The 21,237-nt window shown below is 73.4% G+C and carries 20 protein-coding genes; 5 read left to right on the top strand and 15 right to left on the bottom strand.

Annotated elements, in window-relative coordinates; genetic code table 11:
* Positions 1-18: 18 nt before the first annotated feature.
* The 8 genes from argH to ACFZBX_RS16120 all read right to left on the bottom strand — a co-directional run bounded on the left by argH (position 19) and on the right by ACFZBX_RS16120 (position 9,130).
* Positions 19-1,452: an argininosuccinate lyase gene (gene argH, locus ACFZBX_RS16155; RefSeq protein ID WP_391534382.1), complete on the bottom strand. Its 1,434-nt coding sequence runs from the start codon at positions 1,450-1,452 to the stop codon at positions 19-21.
* Between the two features lie 80 nt (positions 1,453-1,532).
* Positions 1,533-2,726 carry an argininosuccinate synthase gene (locus tag ACFZBX_RS16150; RefSeq protein WP_380762482.1) on the bottom strand — a complete coding sequence of 398 codons (1,194 nt, stop codon included), beginning with the start codon at positions 2,724-2,726 and terminating at the stop codon, positions 1,533-1,535.
* A gap of 150 nt (positions 2,727-2,876) precedes the next feature.
* Entirely contained in the window at positions 2,877-3,425 is a 549-nt protein-coding gene (locus ACFZBX_RS16145) for an arginine repressor (protein ID WP_380762484.1), read from the bottom strand.
* A gap of 17 nt (positions 3,426-3,442) precedes the next feature.
* Positions 3,443-4,651: an acetylornithine transaminase gene (locus ACFZBX_RS16140; RefSeq protein WP_391534381.1), complete on the bottom strand. Its 1,209-nt coding sequence runs from the start codon at positions 4,649-4,651 to the stop codon at positions 3,443-3,445.
* Positions 4,648-5,523 carry an acetylglutamate kinase gene (gene argB / locus ACFZBX_RS16135; RefSeq protein ID WP_391534492.1) on the bottom strand — a complete coding sequence of 292 codons (876 nt, stop codon included), beginning with the start codon at positions 5,521-5,523 and terminating at the stop codon, positions 4,648-4,650. The genes ACFZBX_RS16140 and argB overlap by 4 nt, the downstream gene beginning before the upstream one ends.
* Before the next feature lie 88 nt (positions 5,524-5,611).
* On the bottom strand, positions 5,612-6,784 hold the full coding sequence (argJ, locus tag ACFZBX_RS16130; protein ID WP_391534380.1) for a bifunctional glutamate N-acetyltransferase/amino-acid acetyltransferase ArgJ: 1,173 nt from the start codon (positions 6,782-6,784) through the stop codon (positions 5,612-5,614).
* Positions 6,781-7,809: an N-acetyl-gamma-glutamyl-phosphate reductase gene (gene argC / locus ACFZBX_RS16125; RefSeq protein ID WP_391534379.1), complete on the bottom strand. Its 1,029-nt coding sequence runs from the start codon at positions 7,807-7,809 to the stop codon at positions 6,781-6,783. The genes argJ and argC overlap by 4 nt, the downstream gene beginning before the upstream one ends.
* Positions 7,810-7,909: 100 nt before the next feature.
* The gene (locus tag ACFZBX_RS16120) at positions 7,910-9,130 is read right to left on the bottom strand and encodes a methyltransferase (RefSeq protein ID WP_391534378.1); all 1,221 of its coding nucleotides are present in this window, start codon (positions 9,128-9,130) and stop codon (positions 7,910-7,912) included.
* A 109-nt stretch (positions 9,131-9,239) separates the two neighbouring features.
* Here ACFZBX_RS16120 and ACFZBX_RS16115 point away from each other — a divergent pair, with 109 nt between their 5' ends.
* From ACFZBX_RS16115 to ACFZBX_RS16105, 3 genes are all read left to right on the top strand, one after another.
* The gene (locus ACFZBX_RS16115) at positions 9,240-9,644 is read left to right on the top strand and encodes a VOC family protein (protein ID WP_391534377.1); all 405 of its coding nucleotides are present in this window, start codon (positions 9,240-9,242) and stop codon (positions 9,642-9,644) included.
* Between the two features lie 30 nt (positions 9,645-9,674).
* A complete protein-coding gene (locus ACFZBX_RS16110; RefSeq protein ID WP_380625056.1) occupies positions 9,675-10,049 on the top strand; it encodes an RNA-binding S4 domain-containing protein in 375 nt (124 codons plus the stop codon).
* Positions 10,050-10,198: 149 nt separating this feature from the next.
* Positions 10,199-10,459, top strand: a complete 261-nt coding sequence (locus tag ACFZBX_RS16105) for a hypothetical protein (RefSeq protein ID WP_391534376.1) — start codon at positions 10,199-10,201, stop codon at positions 10,457-10,459.
* A gap of 62 nt (positions 10,460-10,521) precedes the next feature.
* Here the strand turns inward: ACFZBX_RS16105 and ACFZBX_RS16100 are convergent, their stop codons facing one another.
* Positions 10,522-11,061 carry an HD domain-containing protein gene (locus ACFZBX_RS16100; RefSeq protein ID WP_391534375.1) on the bottom strand — a complete coding sequence of 180 codons (540 nt, stop codon included), beginning with the start codon at positions 11,059-11,061 and terminating at the stop codon, positions 10,522-10,524.
* Positions 11,058-11,945, bottom strand: a complete 888-nt coding sequence (locus ACFZBX_RS16095) for an SAM-dependent methyltransferase (RefSeq protein WP_391534374.1) — start codon at positions 11,943-11,945, stop codon at positions 11,058-11,060. Before ACFZBX_RS16095 ends, ACFZBX_RS16100 begins: the two co-directional genes overlap by 4 nt.
* 272 nt (positions 11,946-12,217) lie before the next feature.
* Here ACFZBX_RS16095 and ACFZBX_RS16090 point away from each other — a divergent pair, with 272 nt between their 5' ends.
* Positions 12,218-13,108: a polysaccharide deacetylase family protein gene (locus ACFZBX_RS16090; RefSeq protein WP_391534373.1), complete on the top strand. Its 891-nt coding sequence runs from the start codon at positions 12,218-12,220 to the stop codon at positions 13,106-13,108.
* Positions 13,109-13,122: 14 nt separating this feature from the next.
* Here the strand turns inward: ACFZBX_RS16090 and ACFZBX_RS16085 are convergent, their stop codons facing one another.
* A complete protein-coding gene (locus ACFZBX_RS16085) occupies positions 13,123-13,941 on the bottom strand; it encodes an SDR family NAD(P)-dependent oxidoreductase (RefSeq protein WP_391534372.1) in 819 nt (272 codons plus the stop codon).
* Between the two features lie 291 nt (positions 13,942-14,232).
* On the opposite strand from ACFZBX_RS16085, the gene ACFZBX_RS16080 reads away from it, so the two are divergent.
* Positions 14,233-15,102 (top strand): 3-hydroxybutyryl-CoA dehydrogenase, encoded by an 870-nt coding sequence (locus ACFZBX_RS16080; RefSeq protein ID WP_391534371.1) that lies wholly within the window; start codon positions 14,233-14,235, stop codon positions 15,100-15,102.
* Between the two features lie 412 nt (positions 15,103-15,514).
* Here the strand turns inward: ACFZBX_RS16080 and ACFZBX_RS16075 are convergent, their stop codons facing one another.
* The 4 genes from ACFZBX_RS16075 to pheS form a co-directional block, all read right to left on the bottom strand.
* Positions 15,515-16,246, bottom strand: coding sequence for a hypothetical protein (locus tag ACFZBX_RS16075; protein WP_391534370.1), 732 nt, complete (start codon positions 16,244-16,246; stop codon positions 15,515-15,517).
* A gap of 104 nt (positions 16,247-16,350) precedes the next feature.
* Entirely contained in the window at positions 16,351-17,196 is an 846-nt protein-coding gene (locus ACFZBX_RS16070) for a chitosanase (RefSeq protein WP_391534369.1), read from the bottom strand.
* 205 nt (positions 17,197-17,401) lie between these two features.
* The gene (pheT, locus tag ACFZBX_RS16065; protein ID WP_391534368.1) at positions 17,402-19,903 is read right to left on the bottom strand and encodes a phenylalanine--tRNA ligase subunit beta; all 2,502 of its coding nucleotides are present in this window, start codon (positions 19,901-19,903) and stop codon (positions 17,402-17,404) included.
* On the bottom strand, positions 19,903-21,024 hold the full coding sequence (gene pheS, locus ACFZBX_RS16060) for a phenylalanine--tRNA ligase subunit alpha (RefSeq protein ID WP_391534367.1): 1,122 nt from the start codon (positions 21,022-21,024) through the stop codon (positions 19,903-19,905). The genes pheT and pheS overlap by 1 nt, the downstream gene beginning before the upstream one ends.
* Between the last annotated feature and the right edge of the window lie 213 nt (positions 21,025-21,237).

The following is a 21,237-nucleotide window of genomic DNA, read 5'->3' as shown; positions in this document are numbered from 1 at the left end:
CGGGTGGTCCTGCCGGTGTCAGCCGGCCACCCACTCCTGCTGGGCGGCGAGGTCGGCCTTGACCTCGGTGAGCTGGACGGCGACGGCGTCGGGGGCGGTGCCGCCGCGGCCGTTGCGGGCGGCGATCGCGCCGTGGACGCTGAGCACCGTGCGCACCTCGGGGGTGAGGTGCTCGGAGATGTCGGCGAACTGCGCGTCCGTCAGGTCGGCGAGCTCGATGCCGTGGGCCTCGCACTCCTTGACGCAGGCGCCGGCGACCTCGTGGGCGACGCGGAACGGCACGCCCTGCTTGACGAGCCATTCGGCGATGTCGGTGGCGAGGGAGAAGCCGGCCGGGGCGAGCTCCTCGAGGCGCTCGCGGTGGACGGTGAGGGTGGCCATCATGCCGGTGAAGGCGGGCAGCAGGACCTCAAGGGTGTCGCAGGAGTCGAAGACCGGCTCCTTGTCCTCCTGGAGGTCGCGGTTGTAGGCGAGCGGCAGGGCCTTGAGGGTGGCGAGCAGGCCGGTGAGGTTGCCGATGAGCCGGCCGGACTTGCCGCGGGCGAGTTCGGCGATGTCGGGGTTCTTCTTCTGCGGCATGATCGACGAGCCGGTGGAGAAGGCGTCGTGCAGCGTGATGAAGCCGAACTCCTTGGTGTTCCAGATGATCACCTCCTCCGCGATCCGGGAGAGGTTGATCCCGATCATCGCGGTGACGAAGGCGAATTCGGCGACGAAGTCGCGCGAGGCGGTGCCGTCGATGGAGTTGCCCACCGAGCCGCCCTCGAAGCCGAGGTCGGCGGCGACGGCCTGCGGGTCGAGGCCCAGCGAGGAGCCGGCCAGCGCCCCGGAGCCGTAGGGGGAGACGGCGGTGCGGGCGTCCCACTGGCGCAGCCGCTCGGCGTCCCGGCCGAGGGCCTGCACGTGCGCGAGGACGTGGTGGGCGAAGAGTACGGGCTGGGCGTGCTGGAGGTGGGTGCGGCCCGGCATGGCGGTGTCCGGGTGGGCCTCGGCGAGGCCGACCAGGGCGTGCTGGAGGTCGAGCAGCAGGCCGCCGATGGTCTTCGCGTGGTCCCGCAGGTACATCCGGAAGAGGGTGGCGATCTGGTCGTTGCGGGAGCGGCCGGCCCGCAGCTTGCCGCCGAGGTCGGGGCCGAGGCGCTCCAGCAGGCCGCGCTCCAGGGCGGTGTGGACGTCCTCGTCGGCGATGGTGCCGGTGAAGGTGCCGGCCTCGACGTCGGCGAGGAGCCGGTCGAGTCCGTCGTGCATCGCGGCGAGTTCGCCGTCGTCGAGCAGGCCGGCCTTGTGCAGGACGCGGGCGTGGGCCTTGGAGCCGGCGATGTCGTAGGGGGCGAGGCGCCAGTCGAAGTGCACCGAGGCGGAGAGCCTGGCCAGGGCCTCGGACGGGCCGTCGGCGAAACGGGCGCCCCAGAGGCGGACGTCGCCACCGGAGGCGTTCTGGTCGGCGGACATCGCTGGCTCCTTGACTGACGTGCGGGAAGAGGGGGGTGGGGGTCGGCCCCGGCCGGGTGCGGCCGGGGCCGGAGGCGGGCTCAGCCCAGGTCGCGCCGGGCGGCGATCTTCGAGGAGAGGCCGAAGATCTCGATGAAGCCCTTGGACATCGACTGGTCGAAGGTGTCGCCGGTGTCGTAGGTGGCGAGGTTGAAGTCGTACAGCGACTGCTCGGACTTGCGGCCGTTGACGACGGCCCGGCCGCCGTGCAGGACCATCCGGATGTCGCCGGAGACGTGCTGGTTGGCCTCGTTGACGAAGCCGTCCAGGGCCCGCTTGAGCGGGGAGAACCACAGGCCGTCGTAGACCAGCTCGGCCCAGCGCTGCTCGACCTGCCGCTTGTAGCGGGCGAGTTCGCGCTCGACGGTGACGTTCTCCAGCGCCTGGTGGGCGGTGATCAGGGCGATCGCGCCGGGGGCCTCGTAGATCTCCCGGGACTTGATGCCGACCAGCCGGTCCTCGACCATGTCGAGGCGGCCCACGCCCTGGGCGCCGGCCCGCTTGTTGAGCTCCTCGATGGCCTGGAGGACGGTGACCTTGCGGCCGTCGATCGCGACCGGGACGCCGGCCTCGAAGGTGATGACGACCTCGTCGGCCTCGCGCGGGGTGGCGGGGTTCTGGGTGTACTCGTAGACGTCCTCGATCGGGGCGTTCCAGATGTCCTCCAGGAAGCCGGTCTCGACGGCCCGCCCGAAGACGTTCTGGTCGATCGAGTACGGGGACTTCTTGGTGGTGGCGATCGGCAGGCCCTTGGCCTCGGCGAAGGCGATGGCCTTGTCCCGGGTCATCGCGTAGTCGCGGACCGGGGCGATGCACTTGAGGCCCGGGGCGAGGGAGTTGATGCCGACCTCGAAGCGGACCTGGTCGTTGCCCTTGCCGGTGCAGCCGTGGGCGACGGTGGTGGCGCCGTGCTTCTGCGCGGCGGCGACCAGGTGCTTGACGATGACCGGCCGGGAGAGGGCGGACACCAGCGGGTACTCGCCCTGGTAGAGGGCGTTGGCCTTGAGGGCCGGCAGGCAGTACTCGTCGGCGAACTCGTCGCGGGCGTCGGCGACCTCGGCCTCGACGGCGCCGCAGTCCAGCGCCCGCTGGCGGATGACGTCCAGGTCCTCGCCGCCCTGGCCGACGTCGACGGCGACGGCGATGACCTCCGCGCCCGTCTCCTCGGCGATCCAGCCGATGCAGACGGACGTGTCCAGACCGCCCGAGTAGGCGAGTACGACGCGCTCGGTCACGGCTTTCTCCTTCACAACTGTGCGAACAGGCTTACGGCGATAGGCATAAGTATGCACTACTCCGTATGAAATTCAAAACCCGGGGGTCAGGCGGGTTCCGGATACGCCGGTGGGCCCGGCCGGAGCCGGGCCCACCGGGGTGAGAGGGGGCTACTGCGCCTTCGCCTGGGCGAGCTGCATCAGGTGGTCGGCGAGGGCCTGGCCGCCGAACGGGTCACGGCTGATCAGCAGCACGGTGTCGTCGCCGGCGATGGTGCCGATGATCTCGAACACCTCCGCCTGGTCGATCGCCGAGGCCAGGAACTGCGCCGCGCCCGGCGGCGTGCGCAGCACGACCAGGTTTCCGGAGGCGGTGGCGGAGACCATCAGCTCGCCGGCCAGCCGGGCCATCCGGCCCTCGCTGGCGGACTCCCCCATCGGCGCGCGCGGGGTGCGGTCGCCGCCCTCGGCCGGGACGGCGTAGATGAGCGCGCCGTCCCGGTTGCGGATCTTCACCGCGCCCAGCTCGTCCAGGTCCCGGGAGAGGGTGGCCTGGGTGACCACGAGTCCGTCGTCGGCGAGCAGCTTGGCGAGCTGGCTCTGCGAGCGCACGGGCTGGCGGGTGAGCAGGTCCACGATCCGCCGGTGGCGCGCGGTGCGGGTCTGGGGGACCTGCGGCGTCGGGCCGGCGGCGGGCTGCCCGGAGTTGGGTACGGTCATGTCATTATTCTCCCGGACTACGCCCGGTCCGCATCGTCCGGGGCGCCCTCGCGAACGGCCCGCAGGACGGCCGGCAGCGCCGCGAGGAAGGCGTCCGCCTCCTGCTCGGTGAGCACCAGCGGCGGGGCGAGCCGCACGGCGTCCGCCACCGCGGCGTTCACCAGGAAGCCTGCCTCCTGGAGGCCCGCCTGGACCTGGGCCGACACCGGCTCGGTGAGCACGATGCCCAGCAGCATCCCGGCCCCGCGCACGTGCGAGACCAGCGGGTCGCCGATCGCCTCGACGCCGTGCCGCAGCCGGTCGCCGATCTTGCGGGCGTGCTCCAGCAGGCCCTGGGACTCGATGGTGTCGAGCACCGCGAGGCCGGCCGCCGCGGCCACCGGGTTGCCGCCGAAGGTGGTGCCGTGCTGGCCGGGGGTGAGCAGCTCGGCCGCCTCGCCGAAGGCCAGCACCGCGCCCATCGGCAGGCCGCCGCCGAGCGCCTTGGCGAGCGTGACGACGTCCGGCTCGATTCCTTCGAAGGCCTGGTGGGCGAACCAGTGGCCGGTGCGGCCGATACCGGTCTGGATCTCGTCCAGGACGAGCAGGGTGCCGGTGGCGCGGGTGATCTCGCGGGCGGCGGCCAGGTAGCCGTCGGGCAGCGGGACCGCGCCGTTCTCGCCCTGGATCGGCTCCAGGAAGACGGCGGCGGTCTCGGTGGTGACGGCCGCGCGCAGCGCCTCGACGTCGCCGAACGGGACGTGCGTGACGTCGCCGGGCAGCGGGCGGAACGGGTCCTGCTTTGCGGGCTGGCCGGTGAGCGCGAGGGCGCCCATGGTGCGGCCGTGGAAGCCGCCCTGGAGGGCGACCAGGTGGGTGCGGCCGGTGCGGCGGCTGATCTTGAAGGCGGCCTCGTTGGCCTCGGCGCCGGAGTTGCAGAAGAACACCCGGCCGGGGCGGCCGTCCAGGCGCAGCAGCCGTTCGGCGAGGGCGACGGCGGGCTCGGCGATGAACAGGTTGGAGACGTGGCCGAGGGTGGCGATCTGCCGGCTGACGGCCTCGACGACCGCCGGGTGGGCGGTGCCGAGGGCGTTGACGGCGATGCCGCCGAGCAGGTCGGTGTACTCCTTGCCGTCGGCGTCCCAGAGCCTGCTGCCCTCGCCGCGGACCAGCGGGATCCGGGGGGTGCCGTAGTTGTCGGTGAAGGAGTGCTGCCACCGTTCGGTGAGCTGGGCGTTGGAAGTCATGCGAGTCCCCCGGTCACGGTCGGTTCGTCGTCCGGCACGACCATCGTGCCGATGCCCTCGTCGGTGAAGATCTCCAGCAGCAGGCTGTGCGGCACCCGGCCGTCCAGCACGCGGGCGGTGCCGACGCCGGAGCGCACGGCGCGCAGGCAGCCCTCCATCTTGGGCAGCATGCCGCTGGCCAGTTCCGGCAGCAGTTCGTCCAGCTCGGAGGCGTTGAGCTGGCTGATCACGTCGTCGGAGTGCGGCCAGTCCTTGTAGAGGCCCTCGACGTCGGTGAGGACGACGAGCATCTCGGCGCCGAGCGCGACCGCGAGGGCGGAGGCGGCGGTGTCGGCGTTGATGTTGTAGACGTGGCCGTCGGTGCCGCGGGCGATCGAGGAGATCACCGGGATGCGGCCGTCGGAGATGAGCGCCTTGACCGCGCCGGCCTCGATGTTGACGATGTCGCCGACCAGGCCGATGTCGACCTGCTCGCCGTCGACCACCGCGTAGCGCTTGACGGCGGTCATGGTGTGGGCGTCCTCGCCGGTCAGGCCGACGGCGAACGGGCCGTGCTGGTTGAGCAGGCCGACGAGTTCGCGCTGCACCTGGCCGGCGAGCACCATCCGGACCACGTCCATGGTCTCCGGGGTGGTGACCCGCAGGCCGTTGGTGAAGGAGGACTCCAGGCCGAGCTTCTCCAGCTGGGCGCTGATCTGCGGGCCGCCGCCGTGCACCACGACGGGGTGCAGGCCGGCGAAGCGCAGGAAGACGACGTCCTGGGCGAAGGCGGCCTTGAGCTCCTCGTCGACCATGGCGTTGCCGCCGAACTTGATCACGATGGTCTTGCCGTGGAAGCGCTCCAGCCACGGCAGGGCCTCGATGAGCGTCATGGCCTTGGGCAACGCGGTGTTGTTCCGGGCCTGTTCGCCCTTGGGTGCGATCTGCACAGTTCTGCTTCCCCGGCTCTGGTGGAGGCTGTCAGGTGGAGTAGGCGCTGTTCTCGTGCACGTAGTCGGCGGTCAGGTCGTTGGTCCACAGGGTGGCCGCGGCCTCCCCGGCGTTGAGGTTCGCGGTGATGACGACCTCGCGGCCGGTCATGTCGACGAGGTCGCGGTCCTCCCCCACGCTGCCGTCGCGGCAGACCCAGACGCCGTTGATGGCGACGTCCAGGCGGTCGGGGTCGAAGGCGGCGTCGGTGGTGCCGATCGCGGCCAGCACCCGTCCCCAGTTGGGGTCCTCGCCGTGGATGGCGCACTTGAGGAGGTTGTTGCGGCCGATCACCCGGGCGACGCCGACGGCCTCCTGCTCGGTGGCGGCGCCGGTGACGTCGATCCGGATGTCCTTGCTCGCGCCCTCGGCGTCGCCGATCAGCTGGCGGGCGAGGTCGGCGCAGACGGTGCGCACGGCCTCGTCGAACTCGGCCTGCTCCGGGACGGTGCCGGTGGCGCCGGAGGCGAGCAGCAGCACGGTGTCGTTGGTCGACATGCAGCCGTCGGAGTCGATCCGGTCGAAGGTGGTGCGGGTGGCCTCGCGCAGCGCGGCGTCCAGGGCGGCGGCGTCCGCCTCGGCGTCGGTGGTGAGCACCACCAGCATGGTGGCCAGGCCCGGGGCGAGCATGCCGGCGCCCTTGGCCATGCCGCCGACCGTCCAGCCGGCCGGGCTGGTGACCTGGGCGGTCTTGTGGACGGTGTCGGTGGTCTTGATGGCGATCGCGGCCTGCTCGCCGCCGGTGGCGCTGAGCGCGGCGGCGGCGGTGGCGACACCGGGCAGCAGGATGTCCATCGGCAGCCGCACGCCGATCAGGCCGGTGGAGGCGACGGCGATCTCGGCGGCGTTGAGCTTCAGCTCCCCGGCGGCCTTCTCGGCGGTGGCGTGGGTGTCCTGGAAGCCGAGCGGGCCGGTGCAGGCGTTGGCGCCGCCGGAGTTGAGGACGACGGCGGAGACCGTGCCGCCCTTGAGGACCTGCTCGGACCAGAGCACGGGGGCGGCCTTGACCCGGTTGGAGGTGAAGACGCCCGCGGCGGCCAGCGAGGGGCCGTCGTTGACGACGAGCGCGAGGTCGGGGGTGCCGGAGGCCTTGATCCCGGCGGTGACGCCGGCGGCCCGGAAGCCCTGGGCGGCGGTGACGCCGACGTTCTGGTGGTCGGTCACGGTGCGACTCCGTTCACGGGAAGGCCCAGCTCCTCGGGCAGGCCGAGGGCGATGTTCATGCTCTGCACCGCGCCGCCGGCGGTGCCCTTGACCAGGTTGTCGATCGCGCTGATCGCCACGATCCGCCCGGCGGCCGCGTCCAGGGCGACCTGCACCAGGGCGGCGTTGGAGCCGTAGACGCTGCTGGTCTGCGGCCACTGGCCCTCGGGCAGCAGGCGGACGAACGGCTCGTCGGCGTACGCCTCGGCGTAGGCGGCCCGCAGTTCCCCGGCGCCCACGCCCGGCTTCGCCTTGGCGGAGCAGGTGGCGAGGATGCCGCGCGGCATCGGGACGAGGGTGGGGGTGAAGGAGACGCTGACCGGCTCGCCGGCGAGCGGGGTGAGGTTCTGGGACATCTCCGGGGTGTGCCGGTGGACGCCGCCGACGCCGTAGGCGCTGACGCTGCCCATCACCTCGCTGCCGAGCAGGTGGGTCTTGGCGGCCTTGCCGGCGCCGGAGGTGCCGGAGGCGGCGACGATCACCGCCTCGGGCTCGGCCAGGCCCGCCGCGTAGGCGGGGAACAGGGCGAGCGAGACGGCCGTCGGGTAGCAGCCGGGGACGGCGATCCGGTTGCTGCCCTTGAGCGCGGCGCGGTGGCCGGGCAGCTCGGGCAGGCCGTAGGGCCAGGTGCCGGCGTGCGCGGAGCCGTAGAACTGCTCCCAGTCGGCGGCGGCCCTGAGCCGGAAGTCGGCGCCGCAGTCGACGACCAGGACGTTCTCGCCGAGCGCCTCGGCGACGGCTGCGGACTGGCCGTGCGGCAGCGCCAGGAACACCACGTCGTGGTCGGCCAGCACCTCCGGGGTGGTGGGCTCCAGGACCCGGTCGGCCAGCGGCAGCAGGTGCGGCTGGAGCAGCCCCAGCCTGGTGCCCGCGTTCGAGCCGCCGGTCAGCGCCCCGATCTCCACCTCCGGGTGGCCGAGCAGCAGGCGCAGCACCTCACCGCCCGCGTACCCGCTCGCGCCGGCGACGGCGACTCGCAATGCCATGGCGTTCCTCCTTCGTCGTGGCATGAATATACGCAGCACGGAACATTCATGCAAGGAGTATGCGAAGAGCCGCCCGTGGCCCGGGAGCGCCGCGGGGCGCTCAGCGCTTGACGGCCCTGAGCACCACGAACTTCGGATTGCCCGCGACCGTCCGGCAGTTGCCGAACAGCTTGCGCAGCTTGAGGTGGTAGCCGAGGTGGCGGTTGCCGACCACCCACAGTTCGCCGCCGGGGCGCAGCGCGCGGCGGGCGCCGGTGAACATCCGCCAGGCGGTGGCGTCGGTGGTGGCCTGGTGGGAGTGGAACGGCGGGTTGTTGAGGACCAGGTCCACCGAGCCGGCCGGCAGGCCCGCGTCGCTCAGCGCGTCGGCGGTGAGGAACTCGGCGGGGGCGTCCAGGCCGAGGTTGGCGCGGAAGGTCTCCTCGGCGGAGGCGACGGCCTGGTGGGACTCGTCGACGAAGACCAGTTCGGCGCCGGGGGCGGCGAGGGCGGCGGCGGTGCCGACCACGCCGTTGCCGCAGCCGAGGTCGACGATCCGGGCGCCGGGGGCGGCGGTGGGCAGGTGGGCGAGCAGGAAGCGGGTGCCGATGTCCAGGCGGTCGGCGCAGAAGGTGCCGGCGTGGTTGACCACGGTGCGTCCCGAGGCGGGGCCGATGTCGCCGGGCAGGGCGTAGCGGTGCGGCCAGGGGTTGGGGCCGGGCTGCCGCGTCCGGTCGGGGGTGCAGAGGATCAGCCGGGCCTTGCGGACGGCGAGCGTGGTGCGGGTGGGGCCGAGGATCCGCTCGAAGAGCTGGAGGGTGGAGGTGTGGATCTCGGTGGTCATGCCGGTGCCGAGGACCGCGGTGTCCGGGTGGAGGGCCGGGGCGAGCCGGTGCAGCTGGTCCTCCAGCAGGGCGAGGCTCTTGGGGACGCGCACCAGCAGGACGTCCGTCCGTTCGGGCGGGGTGTCGCGGGTGGTGAGCAGGCGGGCGGCGGCGGGGGCAGCGCCGGCCCGGGCGAGGTTGGCCCCGGTGGCGCGCTGGGCGAGGTGCGAGTCGCTGATCTGGGTGGTCCGGGCGGGGGCGTGCCCGGCGGGCGCGGTGGCGAGGGCGGTGGTGAGCGCGCCCCAGCGGTCGCCGAGGACGGTGACGGCGCGGCCGGCCAGGGCGGTGGGCCGGCCCTCGGCGGAGTCGCTCTCGCCGGCCAGGTGGCGCAGCAGGTACTCGTCGGCGGCGTCCCAGGCGCGCAGCCGCTCGCGCGGGTCCTCGGGGTACCGGGTGAGGTCGAGGGGGCCCCACGGGGTCGGGAAGGGGGTCGCGGCGGCGCTGGCGAGCTGGTTCATCGCCGCCCAGGCTAGCCGACGGGCGCGCCCGCGCGGACCGGGGCGGGCGCCCGCGCGCGGACCGGGGCGGCGGCCGATACTGGGAGGGCCCGACGGAAGGGGCGAGGCCATGGACTGGAAGCTCGAGGTGGTGGTGGTCCCGGTGGCGGACGTCGACCGGGCGAAGCTCTTCTACGAGGAACAGGCCGGCTTCAGGGTCGACCACGACAGCCGGATCAGGGACGGGGTGCGGGTGGTGCAGCTGACGCCGCCGGGCTCACCGTGCTCGATCGTGGTGGGGACGGGGCTGACGGATGCGCCGGCCGGCTCGGTGAAGGGGCTGCAGCTGGTGGTGCCGGACATCGACCGCGCGCACGCGGAGCTGCTGGCGCGGGGTGTGGAGGTGAGCCCGGTGCAGCACTTCGAGGACGGCGACCGGGTGGACGGGCGGGGCGGGCTGTGGAACTCGTTCGTGTTCTTCAGCGATCCGGACGGCAACGGCTGGGCCGTCCAGGAGGCGCCCGGGCGGCGCTGAGAGCGCGGCCCCAGGCTTTAGGCTCGGGGGATGGTCGAAGACGAGGGAAGCGTCCGGGTGGACAGCTGGATCTGGTCGGTGCGCCTGGCCAAGACGCGGTCGGCCGCGGCGGCGGCGTGCAAGGCCGGGCACGTGCGGGTCAACGGCGAGCGGGCGAAGCCGGCGCAGGCGTTGAAGCCGGGTGACGAGGTCCGGGTGCGCGTCGAGGGGTGGGAGCGGGTCGTCGTGGTGACGAAGCTGATCCGCAAGCGGGTCGGCGCGGGGGTCGCGGCGGAGTGCCTGGTGGACAACAGCCCGCCGCGCCCGGCGCGCGAGTTCGTCGCCGCGCCGGGCGTGCGCGACCGGGGCGCCGGGCGGCCGACCAAGCGCGACCGCCGCGAGATGGACGGCCTGCGCGGCCGGTGAACCGCTCGGCGGGGCGCCACGCAAGGCCACGGCAGGTTCCTGCCGAATTGGTCTCGACCATTGCCGTGATCCAGGAGGCGGAGGAGGCTCGCCCCCGAAGCGCCGGGCGGGCAGTCCGGCGCTCGGGTCCGAAGAAGGAAGGCACCGGCATGGCAATGCGCAAGGCGGTCTCCACCCTGGTCCTGGCCGGAACACTCGCGGCGGGCGGGCTCCTGGCCGCCCCGGCTGCCCAGGCCGCCCAGGCCGCGACCACCAGGACGACGGGCTACGTCTACGTCGGCATGTACCCGAGCGGCGAGGCGTGCCACGCCGCCGGCCAGGCCTACGTGGCCCGGGGCGAGGCGGTCTCGTACTTCTGCGACGTCCTCGACTTCCACCCCTTCACCGCCAGGCTCTCCGTCTGGCGCTGACCGCACCACACGGCCGGGCCCGGCGGCGCGCCACGCCACCGGGCCCGTCCGGCGGCGGGCCTTCAGGCCGCCGGGTGGGCCGCCTGGACGGCGAGCCGCCGCGGGGCGTCGGCGCCGATCCCGGCGAGCAGGTCGTCGAGGGCGAGGAAGATCTCCCAGTTCTCGCGCCCGGCCGCCCGCGCCGGCCGCGCCACCAGGCGGTCCTCCAGATCGCGCACCCGGCTGTCCTTCCACGCCTTGTCGGCCAGGCTGACCAGCAGGTCCTCCACGGTGGTGCCGGGCTCGCCCCAGCTGCCGTGGGTGCGGGCGAAGCGGGCCAGGCGCTCCGGGACGCCGTGGGCGAGCAGCAGCTCGTACCCGGCCCGCTCGTGCAGCGAGCCGGGGGCGGAGAGCTCCTCGCGGTGAACGATCTTGCCGATGTCGTGGGTGGCCGCGCCGAACAGCACGGCCTCCCGGTCCACCGGCACCCCGTACCCGGCGCACCAGTCGAGAATCGTCCCGGCAACCTCGTGGACCAGTCCCAGATGGGCGGTCAGCCGGGGTGGGGCGCCGGCGAGCAGCCCGGCGGCGGCCTCCGGCAGCGGCGGGGCGCCGTCGGTCATCCGCGCTTGAAGGCGACGCCGGCGTAGGCCGAGACGTCCTGCCAGCCCTCGGGGAGGTCGGTGGTGCGGACGTGGCCGGGGGCCGGGCGCCAGAGCGGGAGCTGGACGAGGCCGGGGCCGGCGAACTCGAAGTCGCCGAAGAAGGGTTCGACGGCCGCGCGCGGGCGCAGCACCAGCGGGGCGCTGGCGCTGCGGTAGACCCGGGTGCCCTCGGCGGCGCTCTCCCGGGAGGCGAAGTCGGGGCTGCCGTGCGAGAGGATCAGCGCGCTGCCGGGGGCCAGCGCGTCGCGCAGGGTGCGCACGATCCGCTCGGCGCCGTCCTCGTCGCGGATGAAGTGCAGGACGGCGACCAGCATCAGGGCGACGGGCTCGCCGAGGTCGACGGCCGCGCGCAGCGCCGGATGGGCGAGGATCGCCTCGGGCTCGCGCAGGTCCGCCTCGATGACCGAGGTGTGGCCGGCCGGGCGGCCGGCGAGCAGGGCGCGCGCGTGGGTGGCCACGATCGGGTCGTTGTCGACGTAGACGACCCGGGCGTCCGGTGCGACCCGGCGGGCGACCTCGCTGGTGGAGCCGATGGCGGGGATGCCGGTGCCGATGTCGAGGAACTGCCGGATGCCCCGGCCGGCCGCGAACTCGACGGCGCGGCCGAGGAATTCGCGGTTGGTGCGGGCCAGCAGCCGCAGTGCCGGGTAGGCGGCGATGGCGGCCTCGGCGGCCTTGCGGTCGGCCTCGAAGTTGTCCTTGCCGCCGAGGTAGTAGTCGTACATCCGGGCAGTGTGCGGGACCCCGGTGTCGAGCTCGGTCGGCGGCTGCCAGTCCTCGGCGCGCGCCCACTCCCAGTCGGTGCCGGTGCCGCCGTGCGCCGCCGTCCTGTCCTCGCCCATCTGCCGCCCCCTGATGTCCGGGTGTCCGGCAGTACGCGCTGCCGGACGATTCCTGTCCCCTGCCCCGCGACCGGCAGGCGGCCGGTGGCGGCCCCCACCGCACGGTGCGCCGTGATCGTAGCCGACGAGACGCCTTGGAAACAGCGGTAGTTCAGGTTTCCGCAGCATTCGAACGATGGTGTGTGTGCACGTCAACGACCGTTTCCCGAACGCCCGGGCCGCCCGCGTCCGGCGGTCGCCGCCGGGTGCCGCCGTCCCTATGCTGGCTGGCGATGACTGCCGACCGGCGCACCGTCCTGCGCACCACCGTCAAACTGGCCGCCCTCACCGCCGTCGGCGGCCTGCTCACCGCCTGCGGCGATCCCGGGCGGCGCCGGTCCGATCCGGGGGAGTTCGCGGTGCGCCCGGAAGCGCCGGACCCGCCGGGCACGGTGGACCCGGCCTGGGCGGGCGGTGAGGGTCCGGCCTCGCCGGAGCCCGCCTCGCCGGAGCCCGCCGCCACCGCCGCGCCCGTCGCCACCGCGCCGCCCGTCGCGCCGGTGCTGCCCGCGCTGGCGCCCGGCACCCCGTTCGAGGTCGCGTCCGGGCCGCGCACCGGCCGCAACGTCGCGCTGACCTTCCACGGCAGCGGCGACCCCGCGCTCGCCACCGCCCTGCTGGAGATCGCCGAGCAGCGCGGGGCCGGGCTCACCGTGCTGGCCGTCGGCAGCTGGCTCGACCAGCAGCCGCAGATGGCCCGGCGGATCCTGGACGGCGGCCACGAGCTGGGCAACCACACCCAGAACCACCAGAACATCTCCACCATGACCCCGGACCGGGCGCGCGCCGAGATCGCCCAGTGCGCGGAGCGGCTGCAGCGGCTCACCGGCTCGATCGGCCGCTGGTTCCGCCCCTCGGCCGCCCAGTACGCGACGCCGATGGTGCGCGAGCAGGCGAAGGCGGTCGGGTACGACCACGTGCTCGCCTTCGACGTGGACCCGCGCGACTACGCCGACCCGAGCGCCGCCGACCTGCAGCGCCGGGTGCTCGGCTCGGTGCGCGGCGGCTCGGTGGTCGCCCTGCACCTGGGCCACCGCTGCACGGTCGACGCGCTGCCGGGCATCCTCGACGGCCTCGGCAGGGCCGGCCTCACCCCGGTGACCGCGAGCCGCCTCTGCGCGTGAGGGCCCGGCGCCGCTCAGCCCATCGGGTCGTCGGGCCCGTACGGGCGCAGCCGCAGGGTGCGGGCGTCCGCCTCGCGGATCTCCCCGGCGCGGCGGACGATCTCCTCCAGGTTGTCCCGCCCGGCGTGCAGGAAGCGCCCGTGCAGCCCGTCGAAGCGGCCGCGGGCGGCGTCCACCGTGACGGCGACCATGTACGGGATGGAGCCCCACTCCGTGGTGCCGGCGAACATCGGCATGCCGGCGGTCATGTCGGTCTCGACCGCGCCGGGGCTGATGTCGAGGATCACCACGTGGTGCTCGGCGAGCGAGTCGGCGAGGTTGTCGGAGAGCTGGAGCAGCGCGCCCTTGGAGGTGGCGTACGCGGTGTAGTGGCCGTCGGGGCGCAGCGCGAAGCCGGAGTTGAGGTTGACGACGCGGCCGCGGCGGCGGCGCACCATGCCGGGCAGGACGCAGCGCAGCAGGTTGTAGGGGCCGCGCAGGTTGACCTCGACGACCTGCCACCACTGGTTGACGTCGGTCTCCCAGAGCGGGACCTCGGCGGCGTCGATCTGGCCGGCGTTGTTGACCAGCAGGTCGACGGGGCCGAGGTCGCGTTCGACGACGCGCACGGCCTCGCGGACCGAGCCGGGGCGGGTGACGTCGGCGGCGACGGCGACGCCGCGCGAGCCGTGCCGCACGCACTCCTTGAGGGTGTCGGTGAGCGTCTCCTGGGTGCGTCCGACGAGGCCGACGGCCATGCCCTCGGCGGCGAGGCCGATGGCGGTCTCCCGGCCGATGCCGCGGCCGGCGCCGGTGACCAGGGCGACCTGTCCCGTGAGCGATCCCGTCGGCATGCCCGTGCTCCCTCCGTGCGTCCGGGACCACCCGCGGCCCGGCCCCGCATTCTGTCGCCCGGCGGGCCGGGGCGGGGCGGGAGCGCACCCGCGACGCGGGCGGGCCCACCCGTTCGGGGGAAGGCACGGGGCCGCGGGTCCCCTGGGGAGGGGATGACCTACTCGCGGGTAGGGAGTAGTAACGTCGTCGGGACGGTGCACCGGTCCGCACATACCGGGTGCCGAACCGCCGGACAACAGCTGCTGGGCCATTTCGCTGGGCGACCCCCAGCACCACCGAAGGGCAACTGAGTGAGTGACATCGCGCGCGTCGGAGTGATCGGCTGCGGACTCATGGGGTCGGGCATCGCTGAGGTGTTCGCCCGGGCGGGGCTGGACGTCCTGGTCGCCGAGGCCAGCGGGGAGGCGCTGGAGTTCGGGCGCGCCCGGCTGACCAACTCGCTGGACACCGCGGTCACGCGCGGCAAGCTGACGGAGGAGGAGCGCGACGAGGCGCTGTCCCGGCTGGCGTTCACCGTGGACCTCGCGGACTTCGCGGACCGCGACCTGGTGGTCGAGGCGGTCGCCGAGCGCGCGGACGTCAAGGTGAAGATCTTCGAGACGCTGGACCGGGTGGTCGAGCGCCGGGACGCGATCCTCGCCTCGAACACCTCCTCGATCCCGATCGTGAAGCTGGCCGCCGCCACCTCGCGCCCGGAGCAGGTGATCGGCCTCCACTTCTTCAACCCGGCGCCGGTGCAGAAGCTGGTCGAGGTGATCCCGACCCTGACCACCTCGGCCGCCACCACCGACCGGGCGGAGGCGTTCGCCACCGAGGTGCTGCACAAGGCCCCGATCCGCGCCCGCGACCGGGCCGGCTTCGTGGTGAACGCGCTGCTGGTGCCGTACCTGCTGTCGGCGGTGCGGATGTTCGAGTCGGGCGTGGCGACCGCCTCCGACATCGACAAGGGCATGGAGGCCGGCTGCGCCCACCCGATGGGCCCGCTGCGGCTGTGCGACCTGATCGGCCTGGACACCATCGTCTCGATCGCCGAGTCGATGTACGACGAGTACAAGGAGCCGCTGTACGCCGCTCCCCCGCTGCTGTCGCGGATGGTCGACGCGGGCCTGCTGGGCCGCAAGTCCGGCCGCGGCTTCTACGACTACACCGCCACCGCCTGACGGCAGGCGTCCGGGGCGGCGCGGACGTGACGGGGCCCGGGAGCGGTATCCATCTCCCGGGCCCCTGGTGTGCCACCCAATTGCTGCGCACCGGCACGTTTAAGGGTGTGGGTCAGTTTTACAGCGTTGCTCTGCCGTTGAAGCTACCGCGCCATGGAGAGGCGCAGACGGGAGTCGAACCCGCAACCCACGCTGTAGCACACACCCGGTCGATCCGGCGCTCGGCGGCGAATGCTGAGACTTGAGCGATAGTCTGAGTTTGACGGGGCGCCTCTGCCATTTGGGCCACTCCGACACGTGGTGCCGGAGGAGGGACTCGAACCCCCACCGTTTCCCCGGTATCAGCTTCGACTTTCAGTGTCAGCTTGCGCTTTGCGCGCCACCCCCGGTCTCACCCGGGGGGCTCATGGGGCTACCCGAACAGGTAGCCGAACACCGCGTCGCCGACCCGCCGGTCCTCGACCTCGGCGCCGTTGGCCTCCTCGCGGGCGAACTGGACGGCCTGCTGGAGCTTCTCGACCCGCTCCAGCAGCTCGTTGACCCGCCGGGCGGGCAGGGCGCCGGAGAACTTCACGGTCGTCCAGTAGCCGATCGCGACGTCCTCGTAGTAGACCTCGACCTGCGCCGGGTGCTTCTCGGTGGCCTCGGCCTTGACGTGGTTGCGCGGCACCTTCCTGGTCCGGATGGTGCGCACCGCCTCGGTCTTCCAGGCGTCGGTGGACGGGTCGTGGCTCCAGGACTCGGCGGCGTCCAGGACGGGCAGCTTGCGCACGAAGGTCCGCAGGTCGGTGAGCTGCTTCTCCAGGAAGAGCAGATAGGTGACCGGCGCCCCGGCGACCAGCGTGCGGCCGTCGACGACGACGTCGGCGCGGGCCTCGGTGTTGGCCCAGTCCTTGGTCGCGGTGACGTCGAACAGCCGGGTCAGGGTGGTGGCCGTGGCCCGCAGGACGTCCTCGGCCATGACCTGGACACGGGTGGACTCGGGAGGGAGCTGCTCGCCCTCCTCGTCCTTGGGCTGGTACGTGCGGGAGATGCCGGCCAGCAGCGGGGTCTTCTGCAGGTCCTGGTGGGACTGCGTCAGCTCCTGGAAGGACTTCGACTTGACGCCCTTTTCGACGGCGATGATCTGGTTCAGCTTTGCCACGCGAGGGACGCTACCAGCGCGCCTGTTCGGGCGTCATCCGAATAAACAGCGGCGGCGGGAGGCCGGTTGGCGCCCGGCTCCTCCCGCCACCGCGCGGCGGCGCGTCAGCTGTTGATGACGTAGCTGTCGCCGTAGACCTTCCACTTCAGGGGCGGGTTGAGGTCGAAGTTCTTCGCGTTGAGGAAGACCAGCTGCTCGGTGTCGACCCGGCTGGTGTCGGAGTGGGCGTCCTCCTGCTTCATGATCACCTTGCGGGCCTCCAGGAAGGCCTTGAGGTAGGTGGCCTCGTCGCCGCCCTGCGCGGGGGTCCTGGCCTTCTTCATGGCGGCGGCGCGGATGCCGCCGAAGCTGTCGGAGCTGCTGCCGGGGCCGTGCATGACGATGGCGTCGTAGTAGATGAACTGGCCGAGCGCGCGCAGGCCGTCGGCCTTGCCCTGCTTGACCGAGGGGTTGAAGTAGACCCGGTCGCGCTCCTCGTTCTGGGCCTGCTGGAAGACGGTGTCCTTGGCGGCGGTGACCCAGTCGCGCTCGAAGGCGGAGCCGAGGCCGGAGTGCGAGTCGGTGCCGTTGACCTTGCGCAGCGCCGGGAGGTACTTGGCGAGGATGTTGCCCGGCTTCAGGTCGGTGTAGTGCTCGACGAGTTCGAGCATGTCGCCGGTGCCGGAACAGAAGCCGATGATGCCGGCGGTGTAGCCGCGGCCGTCGTTGATGTCCTCGATGTACTTGTACTGGGCCTTCCAGTCGAGGGAGGAGTTCTCCGCGCTGGACACCAGCTGCATGGCGATGTCCTTCTTGTGCGGGTCGTCCAGGCCCACGGCGGCGAGCCGGACGGTGCCGGCGGCGGGGGCGGCGTGGACGGCGCCGGCGGCCGCGACGGTGGCGGGGGCGGCGACCAGCAGGGCGGCGAGGGCGAGGCGGGCGGTGCGGGCGGTGCGGTGCTGGGTACGCATCTGACGCTCCGTTTCCCTGGCCCGGACATGGGGCACCCGGGCTCGTGAGAGTTAGGAAAGTTTCCTAACTTGATTGAAGCGTTCACGCCGGGCGCGGCGCAAGGGGATTGCCCGCAAGGGCACGCGAAAGGGGGCCCCGGCCGGATGACCGATCCGGCCGGGACCCCCTTTTGACGACGCGTCAGGCGATGCGTCGGACGGCGCGTCAGGCGCCGCGCAGCACCGCGCCGGTGCGGGCGACGGCCTCGGCGACGGCCGCCTCGCGGGCGGCGCTCGCCTCGTCGGCGGTCAGCGTGCGGTCCGCGGCACGGAACCGCAGCGCGTACGCCAGCGACTTCTTGCCCTCGCCGACCTGCTCGCCGGTGAAGACGTCGAACAGCCGGATCGCCTCCAGCAGTTCACCGGCCCCGGCGCGCAGCGCGGCCTCCACATCGGCGGCCCGCACCCCGGCGTCAACGATCAGCGCGACGTCCTGGGTGGCCACCGGGAAGCCGGAGACCGCCGGGCCCTCGACCCGCGCGGCACCGTCGGCGGCCAGCAGGTCCAGGTCCAGCTCCATGGCGCAGGTGCGCTCGGGCAGGCCCATCGCCTTGACGACGCGCGGGTGCAGCTCACCGGCGTGGCCGACCACGCGGTCGGTGCCGGCCACCACCAGCTCGGCGCAGCGGCCCGGGTGCCACGGCATCAGCCGGCCCTGGCGCACGGTGAGCGCGACGCCGGCGGCGCCGGCCACCGTACGGGCGGCCTCGATGGCGTCGGCCCAGGTCGCCGGGGCGCCCTTGCCCCACCAGCCGGACGGCAGCCGCTCACCGGCCAGCGCGACGGCGACCCGGCGCGGCTGGTGCGGCAGCGCGGCGTCCAGCGCGGCCAGCTCCTCGTCGGTGGGCCGGCGGTCGACGGCCGGGCGCGGGGCGACCGACAGCTCGTCCTTCGGCAGGAACACCGTGCCCGTCTCGAAGACCGCCAGGTCGGTGTTGCCGCGCCCGACGTTGCGGCGCAGCGCCCCGAGCAGGCCCGGCAGCAGCGTGGTGCGCAGCCCCGGCTCCTCGTCGTTGAGCGGGTTGACCAGGGTGACGGTGCGCCGCCGCCGGTCCTCCGGCTCCAGGCCGAGCGCCTCGAAGGAGGCCTCGCCGACGAACGGGTAGTTGTTGACCTCGACGTAGCCCGCGCCGGCCAGCGCGACGCCGACCCGGCGGTGCATCCGCTGGGCCTCGGTCAGGCCCTTGCCCGGCGGGACGGTGGGCATCCGGGCGGGGACGTTGTCGTAGCCCTCCAGCCGGATGACCTCCTCGGCGAGGTCGTACGGGTCGGTGAGGTCGGGGCGCCAGGTCGGCGGGGTGACCTCCAGGACGTCGGCGCCGGCGACCGAGCAGCCGATCTCCTGGAGGCGCCGGGTGACGGTCTCGCGGCCGTACGCGGTACCGGCGACCCGGTCGGGCAGATCGGCGGCGATGGTGATGGTGCGCACCGGGTGCGGGGCGGCGATGTCGGTGACGCCCGCCTCGGCGGTGCCGCCGGCGATCAGCACCAGCAGGTCGACGGCGCGCTGCGCGGCGGCGCGGGCGGCCTCGGGGTCGACGCCGCGCTCGAAGCGCTTGGACGCCTCGGAGGGCAGCTTGTGCCGCTTGGCGCCGCGGGCGATGGCGACCGTGTCGAAGTGCGCCGCCTCGATGATCACCTCGGTGGTGCCCGGACCGGCGGCCGGGTCGAGGATCTCGGTGGAGGCGCCGCCCATGACGCCGGCCAGGCCGATCGGGCCGCTGTTGTCGCAGATCAGCAGGTCCTCGGCGGACAGCGTGCGCTTGACGCCGTCGAGGGTGGTGAGGCTCTCGCCCTCCTCCGCCCGGCGGACCGTGATCGGGCCGTCGACGCGCTGCTTGTCGTAGGCGTGCAGCGGCTGGCCGACCTCCAGCATCACGTAGTTGGTGATGTCGACGGCCAGCGAGATCGGGCGGATGCCCGCCTTCTGCAGCCGGCGCTGGAGCCAGATCGGGGACTTGGCGGCCGGGTCGAGGCCGATCACGGTGCGGGCCACGAAGCGGTCGCAGCCGACCGGGTCGTTGACCTTGACCAGGTAGCCGAAGGAGTTGGCCGGCGGCACGTCGAGCAGCGCCGGGTCGGCCAGCGGCAGCCCGTACGCGGCGGCGGCCTCGCGGGCGACGCCGCGCATGGACAGGCAGTAGCCGCGGTCCGGGGTGACGGCGATGTCGAGCACCTCGTCGACCAGCTGGAGCAGCTCGATCGCGTCGGTGCCGGGCTCGTACTCGGGCGGGAGCACGATGATGCCGTTGTGGTCGTCGCCCATGCCGAGCTCGCGGGCCGAGCAGATCATGCCGGCCGAGGTCTGGCCGTAGGTCTTGCGGGCGGCGATCGGGAACGGGCCGGGCAGCACGGCGCCGGGCAGCACCACGACGACCTTGTCGCCGACGGCGAAGTTGCTGGCGCCGCAGACGATCTCCTGCGGCTCGCCGGTGCCGTTGGCGTCGCCGACGTTGACGAAGCAGTGCCGGATCGGCTTCTTGAAGCCGGTCAGCTCCTCGATGGAGAGCACCTCGCCGACCACCAGCGGGCCCTTGAGGTCGCCGCCGAGCTGCTCGACGGTCTCGACCTCCAGACCGGCGCGGACCAGCCGCTCGGCCACGTCGCGGCCGGTCTCGCCGGCCGGCAGGTCGACGTACTCGCGCAGCCAGGAAAGCGGGACGCGCATCAGATCTCCATCCCGAACGGGAGGGTGAAGCGCACGTCACCCTCGACCATGTCGCGCATGTCGGCGACGTTGTGACGGTTCATCAGGATCCGCTCCAGGCCCAGGCCGAAGGCGAACCCGCTGTAGCGGCTCGGGTCCACGCCGCAGGCGACCAGCACCCGCGGGTTGACCACGCCGCAGCCGCCGAGCTCGATCCAGCCCTCGGAGCCGCAGGTGCGGCAGGGGCGGTCCGGGTTGCCGACCGACTCGCCGCGGCACACGAAGCACTGCAGGTCGATCTCGGCGCTCGGCTCGGTGAACGGGAAGTACGAGGGCCGCCAGCGCAGCTCCAGGCCGTCGCCGATCAGGGTCGAGACCAGCTGCTCGATGGTGCCCTTGAGGTCGGCGAAGGTGATGCCCTCGTCCACCGCCAGGCCCTCGACCTGCCGGAAGACCGGGGTGTGGGTGGCGTCCAGCTCGTCGGTGCGGTAGACCCGGCCGGGGCAGACCACGTAGACCGGGGGCTCGCGGTCGAGCAGGGTGCGGGCCTGGACCGGGGAGGTCTGGGTGCGCAGCACCACGCCGGAGTCGGCGGAGCCGTCCGGGGCCTGGACGAAGAAGGTGTCCTGCATGGAGCGGGCCGGGTGGTCCGGGCCCAGGTTGAGGGCGTCGAAGTTGAGCCACTCGGCCTCGGCCTCGGGGCCCTCGGCGACCTGGTAGCCCATCGCGACGAAGGTGTCCTCGATACGCTCGGCCAGCGTGGTCAGCGGGTGGCGGGCGCCGCGCGGGACGCGGTCGTAGGGCAGCGTGACGTCCACCGCCTCCTCGACCAGCACGCGGGCGTCCCGCTCGGCCTCCAGCTCGGCCTGCCGCTTGGCGAGCGCCTGGTTGACGGCGCCCCGGGCCTGGCCGATCAGCTTGCCGGCGGCGGCCTTGGCGTGCGGGGGGAGGGCGCCGATCTCTCGGTTGGCGAGGGACAGGGCGGAGCGGTCGCCGGTGTGGGCGACCTTGGCCTGCTTCAGCTCGTCGAGGCTGGTGGCGGCGGCGAACGCGGCGACGGCCTCGTCCCGGGCCGCCTCCACCACCTCGGGCTTGAGGGCCTCGACCTCGACCGGGTCGTACGACTTGTTGGGTGCCGACATCTCTATCTTCCCGTGCTCCTGCTCGTCCGTGCTCAGGTAAGGGGCTCGTGCCTTCGCGTCACGCCCGGCGTGGCCGGGGCACGGGCAGCCGTTCTCCGAACCGGGGAGGCGGGGTGTCCGCGGCGCGGCCGCGCGGGGCGTTCCACAACGCCAAAGGTCGAGTGTAGTCGCAGCGCGTAGCGCGGCTGCCGTGAAGCCCGTCCGGGGAGCCGA

This window comes from Kitasatospora sp. NPDC008115 (assembly GCF_042957205.1).
GTDB lineage: Bacteria > Actinomycetota > Actinomycetes > Streptomycetales > Streptomycetaceae > Kitasatospora.
Note: the sequence above shows the minus strand (reverse complement) of the source record. Positions and strands in the feature narration are given on the sequence as shown.